Source organism: Modestobacter marinus (genome assembly GCF_011758655.1).
Taxonomy (GTDB): Bacteria; Actinomycetota; Actinomycetes; order Mycobacteriales; family Geodermatophilaceae; genus Modestobacter; species Modestobacter marinus.
Window position 1 is genome coordinate 3,286,259 of the sequence record NZ_JAAMPA010000001.1, and the last position, 14,096, is coordinate 3,300,354.

Sequence of the window (14,096 nt, forward strand, 5' to 3'; positions counted from 1 at the left end):
GGCGGCGTCACGCCGTCGAGGCCAGCCGCCCGGCGAGGGTGACGTCGACGGTCAGGACGCAGGGGAGCCGGTGCAACCGGGCGACCACCAGGTCCACCTCATCGGGGGTGGCGAGCAGGTCGACGCCGACCGTCCAGCGCCCGGTGCCGGCCTCCTCGGCCGACAGGCGGGTGAAGGCGTGGTGGCGCCCGGTCAGCAGGGTGAGGACGCGCTGCAGGCCGAGCGCGTCGGTGACGACGACGCGCACCTTGGCGGCGTCGTGGGTCGTGCCGGCGTGGGTGGTGTGGCGGGGGGACATGGGGAGCCTCCGGGCCGGGCGGCCCTGGTCAGCGGGGGAGCGACCTCGATGGACGTGCCCACGGACCCGCCGGTGCGAGGGTCAGTCGCCGACGGGCCCGCACGGAATCCGCTGCCCAGCCACGGCTGCACGCTAGCCCGGAGGTGGCCCACGCCACAACCGCCGGGCCGGACCGGTGCGGCCGGGCCGCGACGTGGGGCCTGGCCGGGCACCGACCCGGTGTGGCACGGTCGCCCCACGGCCCGCCCCCGAGGAGACACGTGAGCACCGCACCGGAGCACGCTGCCGACACCCACGACCTGATCCGGGTGCTCGGTGCCCGGGTGAACAACCTCAAGGACGTCAGCGTCGAAATCCCGAAGCGCCGGCTGACGGTGTTCACCGGCGTCTCCGGCTCCGGCAAGAGCTCGCTGGTGTTCGACACGATCGCCGCGGAGTCCCGGCGGCTGATCAACGAGACCTACAGCGCCTTCCTGCAGGGCTTCATGCCGACGCTGGCGCGGCCGGAGGTCGACCTGCTCGAGGGCCTGACGACGGCGATCGTCGTCGACCAGGAGCGGATGGGCGCCAACCCCCGCTCCACCGTGGGCACCGCCACCGACGCCCACGCGATGCTTCGGATCCTGTTCAGCCGGCTCGGCACGCCGCACATCGGTCCGCCGACGGCGTTCTCGTTCAACGTCCCGACCCGCCGGGCGAGCGGGGTGATGAGCACGGAGAAGGCCGACGGCCGGGTCGAGAAGGCCGTGGTGAAGGACGCCGTCTACCTGGGCGGCATGTGCCCGCGCTGCGAGGGGATGGGCTCGGTCTCCGACTTCGACCTCACGGCGCTGTACGACGAGAGCAAGTCGCTGGCCGAGGGGGCGCTGACGGTGCCCGGCTACAGCATGGACGGCTGGTACGGGCGGATCTTCGCCGGCGCGGGCTTCGACATGGACAAGCCGATCAAGCGGTACACGAAGAAGGAGCTGCACGACCTCCTCCACGCGGAGCCGAGGAAGATCAAGGTCGAGGGCATCAACCTCACCTACGAGGGCGTGATCCCGAAGATCCAGAAGTCGATGCTGTCCAAGGACGTCGACGCGATGCAGCCGCACGTCCGCGCCTTCGTCGAGCGCGTGATCACCTTCCAGACCTGCGCGGAGTGCGAGGGGACCCGGCTCACCCCGGAGGCCCGGTCCTCGACGATCGAGGGCCGCAACATCGCCGACCTCTGCACGATGCAGATCAGCGACCTCGCCGGCTGGATGCGCGAGTTCGACGACCGGTCGGTGGCTCCGCTGCTCACCGGCCTGCGGCACCTGCTCGACTCGTTCACCGGGATCGGGCTGGGCTACCTCTCCCTGGACCGGCCGGCGGGCACGCTGTCCGGCGGGGAGGCCCAGCGCACCAAGATGATCCGCCACCTGGGGTCCGCGCTCACCGACGTCACCTACGTCTTCGACGAGCCGACCATCGGGCTGCACCCGCACGACATCGAGCGGATGAACGACCTGCTCCTGCAGCTGCGCGACAAGGGCAACACCGTCCTCGTCGTCGAGCACAAGCCCGAGACGATCGCCATCGCCGACCACGTCGTCGACCTCGGCCCCGGAGCCGGCACCGGCGGGGGCGAGGTCGTCTTCGCCGGCGACGTCGACGGGCTGCGGGCCAGCAGCACGCTGACCGGCCGGCACCTCGACCAGCGGGTCGCCCTGAAGTCCTCGGTGCGCACGCCCACCGGTGCCCTCGAGGTGCGCGGTGCCGACACCCACAACCTGCGCGACGTCGACGTCGACATCCCGCTCGGCGTGCTGGTGGTGCTCACCGGGGTGGCCGGGTCGGGGAAGAGCTCGCTGGTCCACGGCTCCGTCGCGCCCCGGGACGGCGTGGTGGTCGTCGACCAGGGCGCGATCCGGGGCTCACGCCGGAGCAACCCGGCGACCTACACCGGGCTGCTCGACCCCATCCGCAAGGCGTTCGCCAAGGCCAACGGCGTGAAGCCGGCGCTGTTCAGCTCCAACTCCGAGGGCGCCTGCCCGACCTGCAACGGAGCCGGGGTGATCTACACCGAGCTCGGCGTCATGGCCACGGTGGAGTCGCCGTGCGAGGAGTGCGAGGGGAAGCGGTTCCAGGCCTCGGTGCTGGAGCACACGCTCGGCGGCCGCGACATCGCCGAGGTGCTCGCCATGCCGGTGGCCGAGGCGGAGGAGTTCTTCGGCGACGGCGAGGCCCGCACGCCGGCCGCCCACGCGATCCTGGACCGGCTGGCCGACGTCGGGCTCGGCTACCTCACCCTCGGCCAGCCGCTGACCACGCTGTCCGGCGGAGAGCGGCAGCGGCTCAAGCTCGCCACCCGGATGGCGGAGAAGGGCACCGGGGGAGCGAGCACCGTCTACGTGCTCGACGAGCCGACCACCGGCCTTCACCTCGCCGACGTGGAGAACCTGCTGGGCCTGCTCGACCGGCTCGTCGACTCCGGCCGGTCGGTGATCGTCATCGAGCACCACCAGGCGGTCATGGCGCACGCCGACTGGGTCATCGACCTCGGGCCGGGCGCCGGGCACGACGGCGGCCGGGTCGTCTTCGAGGGCACCCCGGCCGACCTCGTCGCCGGTCGGTCCACCCTGACGGCGGAGCACCTCGCGGCCTACGTCGGCCGCTGACCGCCAGGGGTCAGCGCAGGACGGCGGCGACCTTCCCGGCGGCGGCGACCACCGCCCGGCCGACCTGCTCGACGTCGCTGTTCTCGTCCACGAAGACGACGGCGAGCGCGGCCCGGGCCCCGCCGTCCGGCCCGAGCACCGGCGCGGCGATCGACCGGATGCCGGGGATCACCTCACCGTGCGAGCTGGCCCAGCCGGCCCGGCGGGCCTGCTGCAGGGCCGGGCGGTCGTCGGCCCCCGGCGCCTCGGGCATGAGCAGGGCGAGCCCGGGGGCGCCGCGGCCGACCGGGTGCCGGGTGCCCGGCCGGTAGGTGATGTGCGCCCGGGTGTCCTGGGGCTCGACGCTGGTCACGGTCACCGCCTCGTCGCCGGCCCGCACCACCAGGAACGCGGTCATGCCGAGCTCGGTGGACAGCGCGTTGAGCCGGGGGAGCGCGGCGGCGGTGAGGTCGGTGCGCACGCCGCGGGCCAGCGCGGCGACGCCGAGGCCCAGCCCGTAGTGACCCAGCGGGTCGCGTTCGACGAGCTGGTGGTCCTCCAGGGTGCGCAGCAGCCGGTAGGTGATCGACCGGTGCAGGTCCAGGGCACGGCCGATCTCGGTCACCGGCTGCGGGGTGCCCGCACCGGCCAGGTGCTCGAGGATGCGGATGCCGCGGTCCAGCGTCTGCGACTGCGGAGCACCCCCGCTGTCGTTCGCTGGCATCGCCGTCCCCCTGTGGTCGTGGTGGTCCACCCTAGGCCGCGGGTGCGGCTCGGCCGTCGATCACCGGCGGCACCGCGACCGCCGTCAGTCCCGCCGCGCCGGTTCGACCCGGCCGGTGACCTCGCCGAAGGAGATGCGGGAGCCGTCGGGGCCGGGCGCGCTCGCGGTGAGGACCACCTCGTCGCCGTCCTCGAGGAAGGTGCGGGTCGAGCCGTCGGCCAGGGTCAGCGGCTCCCTGCCGCCCCAGGACAGCTCGATGAACGAGCCGCGCTGGTCCGCGCGCGGGCCGGAGACGGTGCCGGAGGCGAACAGGTCGCCGGTGCGCAGCGAGGCCCCGTTGACCGTGAGGTGCGCCAGCTGCTGCGCCGGGGTCCAGTACATGAGGTCGAACGGCGGCCGGCTGAGCACCTCGCCGTTGAGCCGCACTTCCAGGCTGATGTCCAGCCCCCAGGGCTCGGCGTCGTCGCGCAGGTAGGGGAGTGGCTGCGGGTCGCGGGTCGGCGGGGCGACGCGGGCCGCCTCGAGCGCGGCCAGTGGCACCACCCACGGGGAGACCGAGGTGAGGAAGGACTTCCCGAGGAACGGGCCCAGCGGCACGTACTCCCAGGCCTGCAGGTCGCGGGAGGACCAGTCGTTGACCAGGCACACCCCGAACACGTGGTCGGCGAACCGGCCGACGGGAACCGCGGTGCCCAGCTCGGAGCCGACGCCCACCACGAACCCGACCTCGGCCTCGATGTCCAGCCGCTGGGAGGGCCCGAAGGTCGGCGCGTCCTCGGCCGGGGCCTTGCGCTGCCCGCAGGGTCGGACGACGGGGGTGCCGGAGACGGCCACCGTGCCGGCCCGGCCGTGGTAGCCGATGGGCAGGTGCTTCCAGTTCGGGGTGAGCGCCGCGGAGTCCGGGCGGAACATCGCCCCGAGGTTCTCCGCGTGGTGCTGGGAGCTGTAGAAGTCGACGTAGTCGGCGACCTCGATCGGCAGGTGCATCGTCACGTCGGCCCGCGGCAGGAGGTGCGGCTCGACGTCCCCGCGGTGCGACTCGTCGGTGAACCACTCGACGAGCTGGGCGCGCAGCGCCGCCCACACCTGCGGCCCCTGCGCCAGCCAGGCGTTGAGGGTGCCGGTGGCGTGCACGTCGTCCCCGGTGGCGGCCGCGAGGTCCAGCACCCGGTCGCCGATCGCGATGCCGGTCCGGGGGGCGGTGCCGGGGGTGGAGAAGACGCCGTGCGGCAGGTTGGCCGGCCCGTACCCGGTGTCGGGCGGCAGCTCCAGCCAGCTGCCGGTCACGGCTGTGCCGGTCATGCTGAGGGCCCGCGGCCGGACCAGGACCAGGCGTACTTCCCGTCGTCGACGGCGAGGCCCCCCTCGCCGAGGTCCAGGGGCCGGAAGGTGTCGACCATGACGGCGGTCTCGTCGAAGTACTCCGCACCCAGCGACCGCTCGACCGCCCCGGGCTGCGGGCCGTGGCTGTGCCCGCCGGGGTGCACGGAGATCGAGCCCTTGCCGATGCCGGAGCCCTTGCGGGCCTCGTAGTCGCCGTCGACGTAGAACATGATCTCGTCGGAGTCGACGTTGGAGTGGTAGTAGGGCACCGGCACCGCCAGCGGGTGGTAGTCGACCTTGCGGGGCACGAAGTTGCAGATCACGAAGTTGCTGCCCTCGAAGACCTGGTGCACCGGCGGCGGCTGGTGGACCCGGCCGGTGATCGGCTCGTAGTCGGCGATGTTGAAGGCGTACGGGTAGAGGCAGCCGTCCCAGCCCACGACGTCGAAGGGGTGCTCCGGGGTCACGTGGACCGTGCCGGCCAGCCCGCCGGGCCCGTTGCCGCGGTGCTTGACGTACACCTCGACGTCGGTGCCCTCGCCCAGCAGCGGCTCGGTGGGGCCGCGGAGGTCGCGCTCGCAGTACGGGGCGTGCTCCAGGAACTGCCCGTACCGGGACAGGTACCGCTTCGGCGGGGCGATGTGGCTGTTGGCCTCGATCGCGTACGTGCGCAGCGGCTCGGTGCCGGTCGGGATCCAGCGGTGCGTGGTGGTCCGCGGCAGGACCACGTAGTCGCCCTGGCCGACCTCCAGCGCGCCGAAGACCGTCTCCACCGTCGCGGAGCCCCGCTCCACGTAGACGCACTCGTCACCGGTGGCGTTGCGGTAGTAGGGCGAGGTCGCCGAGGAGACGGCGTAGGAGAGCCGGACGTCGGCGTTGCCCAGCACCAGGCGCCGTCCGGTGACCGCGTCGGTGGCCTTGTGCTCCTCGCCGGGGAACAGGTCGTGCAGCTTCAGGTGCCGGGGCACCAGCGGGGCGTTCGGCGTCAGCGTCTGGTCGGGCAGCTCCCACGGCCGGGCGTCGACCAGGGCCGAGGGGATGCCGGAGTGGTAGAGCAGCGCGGAGTCGGAGGAGAAGCCCTCCTCACCGACCAGCTCCTCGGAGTACAGCCCGCCGTCGGGGCGGCGGTGCTGGGTGTGCCGCTTGGGCGGGACGCTGCCCACCTGCCGGTAGAACGCCATCGGTGGTTCCTCCTGGGTGCGGGTCCGCGGGGGCAGAAATGGCCATTTCTGCCCCGGGGAGGGCTCGGGTCGGGTCTCAGGCGGGAGCGGGCACGGGAACGGGGGAGAGGGTGGTTCTGGCCAGCAGCCGGGCCACCGCGGGGGCGACGTCGGTGGAGCGGGTGAGCACGGCGGCGACGTGGGCGTCGGGGCGGAGCACCCAGATCTCGTCGGGGCGGGCCCCGAGTGCGTCGCGCAGGGTGCCGCCGGGGTCGAGGTCGCTGATCCGGTGGACGGCGACCGTGAGAGGACCTCCCTGCCCCCGGCCACCCGCAGGCTCGCGGTGGGCCCCTGCAGGGACGCCGAACGGCTCGGGGGTGGCCGCGTCGTCGCCGACGAGGACCGTGATGCCCTCGCGCGCCAGCTGCCGCAGCCGGACGACGTCCGGCCGCCCGGGGATGGTGACCGGTGCGTCGGGTGCCAGCACCCCGGGCGCCGGCACCGGGACGTCGCCGCGCACCGGCCGGCCGGGGAACGGGCGCCGCTCGTCGGCGGTGGTGAGCGGGGAGTCGACGTACCAGAAGGGCTCGGCCAGCCGGCCGGAGTCGACCTCCGCCCGGGCCGCGGGGTCGGTGGTGGCCCGCTCCAGCACGGCGAGCCGGTGCGCGGCCTCCGTCGGCGTGCCCGGCACCAGGAAGCGCATCGTGGCCCCGGTGACGTCGAGGTTCTCCAGGGCCGCGGCGTGCCGCTCGTCGTGGTAACTGTCCAGCAGCGTCTCCGGCGCCCAGCCGTGCAGCACGAAGGCCAGCTTCCAGGCGGCGTTCTCCGCGTCCAGCACCCCGGAGTTCAGGCCCCGGGCGCCGAACGGGGAGACCAGGTGGGCGGCGTCCCCGGCGACGAGCACCCGGCCGACCCGCATCCGGTCGACCACCCGGGAGTGGAACCGGTAGACGGACTTCCAGACGACCTCGTAGGGCCGGTCGCCGATGACCTGGCGGATCCGCCGGTCCAGCCCGCCGGAGGCCTCCTCGGCGGCCAGGTCGAACTCCGGTGGCACCTGCCAGTCGATCCGGAAGGTGGAGTCTGGGCACGGGTGGATGAGCACCTGGCGCCCGGGGTTCCACTCCGGGTCGAAGTAGAACCGCCGCTCGGTCTCCCAGCCGGGCAGGTCGGTGCGGATGTCGCAGATGAGGAACTGGTCGCCGAAGGTCTGCCCCTCGAAGGTCAGCCCCAGCGCGCTGCGGACGACGTCGGCCCGGGGGCCGGCGCAGGCGACCGCGTGGCTGCCGGCGACCGTCGTCCCGTCGGCGCAGGTGACCGTCACCCCGGCGTCGTCCTGGTCGATGCCGGTGACCTCGTGCCCCCAGCGCACCTCGATCAGCGGCTGTGCGGCGATCGCGGCGTCGAGCAGCTCCTCGGTGAGGCACTGGGAGACGTTGACGAAGGGCGGGAACGGGGACCGCCCGCGGTCGACGAACTCGAAGCTGAACAGCTCGGCGTCGCGGTGGAAGGTCCGCGCGGTGGTCCAGGTGACGCCGCGGCGGGCGATCTCCGCGCCGACGCCCACCGAGTCCCAGACGTCGAGGACGTCGCGCTGCTGGCAGATCGCCTTGCTGCCGACCAGGTCCCGTGCGGGGCGCCCGTCGAGCACGACGACCGGGAGCCCCCAGCGCGCCAGCAGCAGCGCCGTCGTCTGGCCCACCGGGCCGCAGCCGATGACGACGACCGGGGCCGGCGCGGGGCTCTCGGGGGTGGTCATCGCGGGATCAGCCCTGCAGCTCGGCCCAGACCTGGCGGTCGCGCTCGGCGGTCCAGATGACCGGGCGCTCGATGCCGCTGAACTCGTCCCACAGCCGCTGCACGTCGAAGGGCAGGCAGTGCTCGAAGATCGGCCAGTGCCCGAACTGGGGCGCCAGGGCGGCGTGGGTGGCCTCGAAGGCCTCCTTGAGCGTGCCCCCGGCGCGGTGGGCGGTGCCGACCGTCTCGTGCATCGTGGTCAGGAAGGCGCGGGTCTGCTCGATGGCGGCGTCGACCTCGGCGCGGCCGCGGGCGATGGCCCCCCGGCCGCCGATGAGCTGCTCGGCGCCGAGGGCCTTGATCCGGTCGAGGGTGCCGGTGGCCCAGTCGAAGTGGAAGGCGTCACCGGTGTAGAGCGCGGCCTGGGACTCCACCAGGTCGCCGGCGAAGAGGATCTTGTGCTTCGGGAGCCAGGCGGTGATGTCGCCCTCGGTGTGGCCGCGGCCGTGGAACTCCAGCACCAGCTCGCCTCGGTCACCGCCGAGCTCGATCGTGAGCCTGTCGCGGAAGGTCACCGTGGGCCAGGTCAGGCCGGGGATGGACTCGGGCTCCTCGAACAGCCGTGGCATCCGGCCGTACTCGCTCTCCCAGTCCTGCTGGCCGCGCTCGGCGATGAGGCCCTTGGTCTGCTCGGAGCTGATGATCGACTCGGCGTCGAAGGCGCTGGCCCCCAGCACCCGGACGGCGTGGTAGTGGCTGAGCACCAGGTGGCGGACCGGCTTGTCGGTGTGCTCGCGCAGCCTGGTCAGCCAGCGGCGGGCCGCGACCGGGGTGGCCAGCGCCTCGAAGCAGACGAGGAAGTCCTCGCCCTCGATGGCGCCGAGGTTGGGGTCGCCCTCCGCGGTGAGCGCGTACACGCCGTCGGCGAGCACCTCGAGGGTCTGCTCCTTGACGCCGAGGTCTGCGGATGAGGCGAAGGGCTTCGCGGCCATGGGAGCTCCCGTGCACGGTGGATGCCCGCCCGCATATCGAGCGATGCGTTCTCTTACCGGCTCAGCGTAGTGGCGGTGTGGTCCGCGACACAACCCATCCGGAGGGGGTGGTCGTCGCTGCGCTGTCGGAACTCCCGGGGTGGCACGGGAGGCGCTGGACTCGCCCGTCGCCGAGGGCCTCCGGCTGGCCGGCGCGCTGGCCTCCGTCGTGCCCGGGCTGCTCGCCCCGTCCGGGCGTGGCTCGGCTGGGCGGCCACCCGGCGGGCGATGCGGCGCGGCGTCCGCTCCCTGCGCCGCGCCGGGGCGTGGTCCTCGCGGCCGGGATCGCCGTGGCCGGCCTGCTGGTGCTCGGGGGCCTGCTGCTGCGGTGAGGCCGGCCCGACGCCGTCCTCGACCTCGGCCTGCAGGCCGGGTGGACGGCGCTCGCCTGCGGCGCACCGCGCCGGCCGTGGCGGTCGGGGCGCTCGTCGCGGGTCGGCTGGCCGCCCCCGGCGCGGGCTCTCGTGGTCGCCGGGGGCGGCGTCGTCGGGGCGGTGGTCGTCCTGGGGACGGAGCTGTCGGGCTACTCCGCCGACGCCTCGACGATCGTGGCCAGCAGGAAGGGCTGGTCCTCCCACTCCTCGTACTGCTCGTCCTCCAGGTCGACCCCCAGCTGGGTCTCGACCTCGGCGACGTCGAACTCCTGGGCGGCGGTGGCGGCCACCGTGACCGGCAGGCCGGCCTCGAGGTCGGGCACCTCGTCGGCGACCAGGACCAGGAGCGGTTCGACCGAGGTGTCGTCGGGGCCGACGATGGTGAAGGAGTTGGGGCCCAGCACGTCGTCGACCTGGGCGGTCACGGTCACCTCCGTGCCGGCGTAGACGTCGACGTCCTCCCGGAACTGCTCGTCGTACTCGCCGGTGTAGGGGTCGGTGAAGTCGTCCTCACCCCGGATGTCGGGGACGTCGGTCTCGCCGACCGCGAGCTCCTCCTCGCCGCAGCCGGACAGGCCGAGCAGGAGGGCCGTGGTGAGCCCGAACAGGGACGTGCGGGCGATCGGCTTGCCGCGGGACGACGACATGGCAGGACTCCTCGAGGACGCATGCGGACGGCTCCGTCACCCCTTCCCATCGGGGCCGCGAGGCCAAACCGGCGGGCGTGCCGCGGGGGAGAGCACACGGGTCAGGGAGGCTCCTCCCTCGGGCGAGGGTTGCTCCGGCCGGACCGACGCCTACCATGGCGTTGATCCGTTGGCGGCCCGGGCGGCGGCTGCTCCACCAGGCAGTCGTCCGGGTCGCTGACAGGTGCCGGTGCCAGCCCAGCACCTCCCCCCGCGGCCTCTCCGCCACCCGTCCCCGGTGTGCGATGCCGACTGGCATCGTCAGGAAAGGCGAACATGAGCATTGCTGACATCAAGGACCCGGCCGCCCCCGCCGAGGTCCCGCCCCCCATGACGGCTGCCGACGTGATCACCACGGCCGCGCCCGCCGAGGAGGACGTCCCCGAGGACACCGACGGCGGCGCCGCCGCGGCCGCGTCCGAGTGGGACGACGAGGAGGACACCCTCGCCCTCCGGCAGGCCCGCAAGGACGCCGAGCTCACCGCGTCGACCGACTCGGTCCGCGCCTACCTGAAGCTCATCGGCCGGGTGAAGCTGCTGACCGCCGAGGAGGAGGTCGACCTCGCCCGCCGGATCGAGGCAGGCCTCTACGCCGGGCACAAGCTGCACGAGGCCATGGAGGGCGGCGGGAAGCTCGCCACCCAGCTGCGTCGCGACCTGACCTGGATCGTGCGGGACGGCGAGCGGGCCAAGGACCACCTGCTGGAGGCCAACCTCCGCCTGGTGGTCTCCCTGGCCAAGCGCTACACCGGCCGCGGCATGGCGTTCCTGGACCTGATCCAGGAGGGCAACCTGGGGCTGATCCGCGCGGTGGAGAAGTTCGACTACACCAAGGGCTTCAAGTTCTCCACGTACGCCACCTGGTGGATCCGGCAGGCGATCACCCGCGCGATGGCCGACCAGGCCCGCACCATCCGCATCCCGGTGCACATGGTCGAGGTCATCAACAAGCTCGGCCGGATGCAGCGGGAGATGCTCCAGGAGCTGGGCCGTGAGCCCACCCCGGAGGAGCTGGCCAAGGAGATGGACATCACCCCGGAGAAGGTGGTGGAGATCCAGCAGTACGCGCGGGAGCCGATCAGCCTGGACCAGACCATCGGTGACGAGGGCGACAGCCAGCTCGGTGACTTCATCGAGGACTCCGAGGCCGTGGTGGCCGTGGACGCGGTGAGCTTCACGCTGATGCAGGACCAGCTGACCAGCGTGCTGCAGACGCTGTCGGAGAGGGAGGCCGGCGTCGTCCGGCTGCGGTTCGGGCTGACCGACGGCCAGCCGCGCACGCTGGACGAGATCGGCCAGGTCTACGGGGTCACCCGGGAGCGGATCCGGCAGATCGAGTCCAAGACGATGTCCAAGCTGCGCCACCCCAGCCGCTCCCAGGTCCTGCGCGACTACCTGGACTGAGGAAGCACCCCCTCCTCCTCATCCCTCGTACGCTCGGGACGAGCCTCTGGAGGGGGCCAGACAGACACGCCTGCGGCCGGTGACCTGAGGGTCACCGGCCGCAGGCGTGTCTGGTGCGCGTGCGGGTGGACACCCGGGTGAGTTGCCGACTGCGGTGCGTGACTGGCTCGACGGGTCGCCAGGTCACGGGACCGGGTCGATTGACAGCGACGGGTGACGTCTCGACGATCCCTGTCCTGCGGCATCTCAGCGCACGTCCCTCCCGCAGCTCCGAGAGGTGCCGAGGAGAGTGACCCGTGGACGCCTCCCCGCCCCTGCACGTGGCACTGCTCGACGGGTTCGCCCTGTACCGGGGAGGACCGGACTCCGCCCTCGGTGAGCTCCCGCACGGGGTCCAGCGGGTGGTGGCCCGGCTCGGCCTGGCCGGTCGGTCGGCGCGGACCGCCGTCGCCGGACAGCTGTGGCCCGACGTCCCGGAGGAGCACGCGCTGGGCAGCCTGCGCTCGGCGCTGTGGCGCCTGCACAAGGTCGCCCCGGGTCTGGTCGTGGCGTCCGGCGGGGTCCTCTGCCTCGCGGCGGGCGTCCGCGTCGACGTCCGGGAGCTGACCGAGTGGGCGCGGGGGGTGCTCGACCGGCGGGTCCCGGTGGACGGCGTCGCCGCGGTGCCGGACATCGGGCTCCGGGGCGAGCTGCTGCCGGGCTGGTACGACGACTGGGTGCTGCTGGAACGCGAGCGACTGCGCCAGCTGCGGATCCACGCCCTGGAGGCACTGGCCGACCGGCTGATCAGCGCGGGCCGCTTCGGCGAGGCGTCGCAGGCGGCGTACGCCGCCGCCCAGGCCGAGCCGCTGCGGGAGAGCGCGCACCGCGTCGTCGTCCGGGTGCACCTCGCGGAGGGCAACGTGGCCGAGGCGATGCGCGCCTACCACTCCTTCCGGCTGCTGCTCGACGCCGAGCTCGGCGTCGCGCCGACCCCGCAGATGGACCAGTTGGTCGGCGCCCTGCGGCGGGTGCGGACCCCGGCGGTCTGAGCCCGCCGGGCCGCGCGGCCCGGACGACGGGGTGACGCGGCGATCACGCCGCGGTGACGGGGAGGTGGCGGTCCCGGCCGATGCTGTGCGACGGACACCCGTCAGCCAGCCACCGGAGGGGGACGTCATGGCCACCCGCGACGCCGACGACGTGGAACGACCCGACACGATCTTCCCGTCGATCACCACGCCCACGGAGCCCACGCACCACGCCCGCCCGCTGCGCGGGGTCGACGTGCTGCCCTCCTCCTCGCACACCAGCGGGCCGTTCGGGCGGATGTTCCGCCACCTGCCGGTGTTCGAGCACCAGCCGCAGGCGCTGACCGCGCTCGCGGCCCGGATGAACCCCGGCGGGCGACCGGCCGAGAACCCGGACATCCCCTCCGGCTACACCTACCTCGGCCAGTTCATCGACCACGACATCACGTTCGACCCGGTCTCCAGCCTGCAGCGGCAGAACGACCCCGACGCGTTGCACAACTTCCGGACACCCCGCTTCGACCTCGACTCGCTCTATGGCCGCGGCCCGGCCGACCAGCCCTACCTGTACGACGACTCCGGCGGGCTCACGCGGTTCAAGCTGGGGGAGGACGTCGGCGTGGTGCCCGACGAGCCGAGTGGCGCCGGGCCGGACCTGCCCCGCAACGAGCCGCGCCGGCGGGGTGAGGAGGAGGTCTTCTTCGGTCGCGCACTGATCGGGGACCCGCGCAACGACGAGAACACCCTGGTCTCCCAGCTGCACTGCACGATGCTGCGGTTCCACAACCAGGTGGCCGAACTGGTGGCCGCGACGACACCGCTGACCGGGGACAACGCGTTCAAGGAGACCCAGCGGCTGGTGCGCTGGCACTACCAGTGGGTCGTGGTGCACGACTTCCTGCGGCGCATCGTCGGGCAGGCGGTGGTGGACGACGTCCTGCGCCCGGAGACCCTCGTCGTCGGCACGCGGGGGGAGCAGGTGACGGTGCCCCGGCCGCACTTCCGGTTCTACGAGCCGCGGCAGCACGCCTTCATCCCGGTCGAGTTCTCGGTCGCGGCCTACCGCTTCGGGCACTCGATGATCCGCGGCCGCTACGACATCAACCAGTTCGTGAAGCGCGCCCGCGGCGACCAGGGGCCGATCCCGGTCTTCGGACCCGAGCTGCCACCGGACGAGCTGTCCAACCTCAACGGCTTCCGCCGCCTCCCGCCGCAGTGGGGGGTGGAGTGGGACCTGCTGTTCGACATGCCCGGCTCCGAGGTGGAGGCGCAGCCGAGCCTGGCGATCGACACGTCGCTGGCCGGGCCGCTCGCCTCGCTGCCGGCGTCGGTCGCGGCCGACCCGCCGCACTCGCTGGCCGAGCGCAACCTGCAGCGCGGGCTGCGGCTCGGGCTGCCGGCCGGCACCACGGTCGCCCGGGCGATGGGCATCACCCCGCTGACCGCGAGCGAGCTGGGCATCGACGACCTCGACGCGGAACTGGCGATGCACCCGCCGCTGTGGTTCTACGTGCTCAAGGAGGCCGAGCTGCTGGAGGACGGCCGGGCGCTGGGGCCGGTGGGCGGCCGGATCGTCGCCGAGGTGCTCCTCGGGCTGCTGGCGCACGACCCGCTGTCCTACCTGAACGTCGAGCCGGCCTGGCGGCCGCAGCCGCCCCTGGCCCGGGACGACGGCTCGTTCGACATGCCGCAGCTGATCCGCTTCGCCCAGCAGCCCTGAGGCGG

Annotated in this window: 12 protein-coding genes; 5 read left to right on the top strand and 7 right to left on the bottom strand. The window is 73.4% G+C overall.

Going from position 1 to position 14,096, the window contains the following annotated elements; genetic code table 11:
* Positions 1–7 precede the first annotated feature (7 nt).
* Positions 8–298 (bottom strand): hypothetical protein, encoded by a 291-nt coding sequence (locus FB380_RS15375; RefSeq protein ID WP_166755800.1) that lies wholly within the window; start codon positions 296–298, stop codon positions 8–10.
* 260 nt (positions 299–558) lie between these two features.
* Between FB380_RS15375 and FB380_RS15380 the strand changes: the two genes are divergently transcribed.
* On the top strand, positions 559–2,943 hold the full coding sequence (locus FB380_RS15380) for an ATP-binding cassette domain-containing protein (RefSeq protein WP_166755801.1): 2,385 nt from the start codon (positions 559–561) through the stop codon (positions 2,941–2,943).
* A 10-nt stretch (positions 2,944–2,953) separates the two neighbouring features.
* Here FB380_RS15380 and FB380_RS15385 read toward each other — a convergent pair whose 3' ends face one another.
* From FB380_RS15385 to FB380_RS15405, 5 genes are all read right to left on the bottom strand, one after another.
* Complete coding sequence (locus FB380_RS15385) at positions 2,954–3,646, bottom strand: IclR family transcriptional regulator (RefSeq protein WP_166755802.1); 693 nt, start codon at positions 3,644–3,646, stop codon at positions 2,954–2,956.
* 84 nt (positions 3,647–3,730) lie between these two features.
* Positions 3,731–4,948: a fumarylacetoacetase gene (fahA, locus tag FB380_RS15390; protein ID WP_188959525.1), complete on the bottom strand. Its 1,218-nt coding sequence runs from the start codon at positions 4,946–4,948 to the stop codon at positions 3,731–3,733.
* Positions 4,945–6,150, bottom strand: a complete 1,206-nt coding sequence (locus tag FB380_RS15395; RefSeq protein WP_166755803.1) for a homogentisate 1,2-dioxygenase — start codon at positions 6,148–6,150, stop codon at positions 4,945–4,947. The genes fahA and FB380_RS15395 overlap by 4 nt, the downstream gene beginning before the upstream one ends.
* Before the next feature lie 76 nt (positions 6,151–6,226).
* Positions 6,227–7,888 carry an FAD-dependent monooxygenase gene (locus tag FB380_RS15400; RefSeq protein WP_166755804.1) on the bottom strand — a complete coding sequence of 554 codons (1,662 nt, stop codon included), beginning with the start codon at positions 7,886–7,888 and terminating at the stop codon, positions 6,227–6,229.
* A 7-nt stretch (positions 7,889–7,895) separates the two neighbouring features.
* Positions 7,896–8,858 carry an MBL fold metallo-hydrolase gene (locus tag FB380_RS15405; protein WP_166755805.1) on the bottom strand — a complete coding sequence of 321 codons (963 nt, stop codon included), beginning with the start codon at positions 8,856–8,858 and terminating at the stop codon, positions 7,896–7,898.
* Between the two features lie 236 nt (positions 8,859–9,094).
* On the opposite strand from FB380_RS15405, the gene FB380_RS25530 reads away from it, so the two are divergent.
* Positions 9,095–9,229, top strand: coding sequence for a hypothetical protein (locus FB380_RS25530; RefSeq protein WP_268237712.1), 135 nt, complete (start codon positions 9,095–9,097; stop codon positions 9,227–9,229).
* Between the two features lie 191 nt (positions 9,230–9,420).
* Here the strand turns inward: FB380_RS25530 and FB380_RS15410 are convergent, their stop codons facing one another.
* Positions 9,421–9,918, bottom strand: a complete 498-nt coding sequence (locus tag FB380_RS15410; protein ID WP_166755806.1) for a hypothetical protein — start codon at positions 9,916–9,918, stop codon at positions 9,421–9,423.
* Between the two features lie 315 nt (positions 9,919–10,233).
* Between FB380_RS15410 and FB380_RS15415 the strand changes: the two genes are divergently transcribed.
* The 3 genes from FB380_RS15415 to FB380_RS15425 all read left to right on the top strand — a co-directional run bounded on the left by FB380_RS15415 (position 10,234) and on the right by FB380_RS15425 (position 14,091).
* A complete protein-coding gene (locus FB380_RS15415) occupies positions 10,234–11,361 on the top strand; it encodes an RNA polymerase sigma factor (protein ID WP_229681907.1) in 1,128 nt (375 codons plus the stop codon).
* A gap of 296 nt (positions 11,362–11,657) precedes the next feature.
* The gene (locus tag FB380_RS15420; RefSeq protein ID WP_166755807.1) at positions 11,658–12,392 is read left to right on the top strand and encodes an AfsR/SARP family transcriptional regulator; all 735 of its coding nucleotides are present in this window, start codon (positions 11,658–11,660) and stop codon (positions 12,390–12,392) included.
* A 127-nt stretch (positions 12,393–12,519) separates the two neighbouring features.
* On the top strand, positions 12,520–14,091 hold the full coding sequence (locus FB380_RS15425) for a peroxidase family protein (RefSeq protein WP_166755808.1): 1,572 nt from the start codon (positions 12,520–12,522) through the stop codon (positions 14,089–14,091).
* The last annotated feature ends 5 nt before the right edge of the window (positions 14,092–14,096 follow it).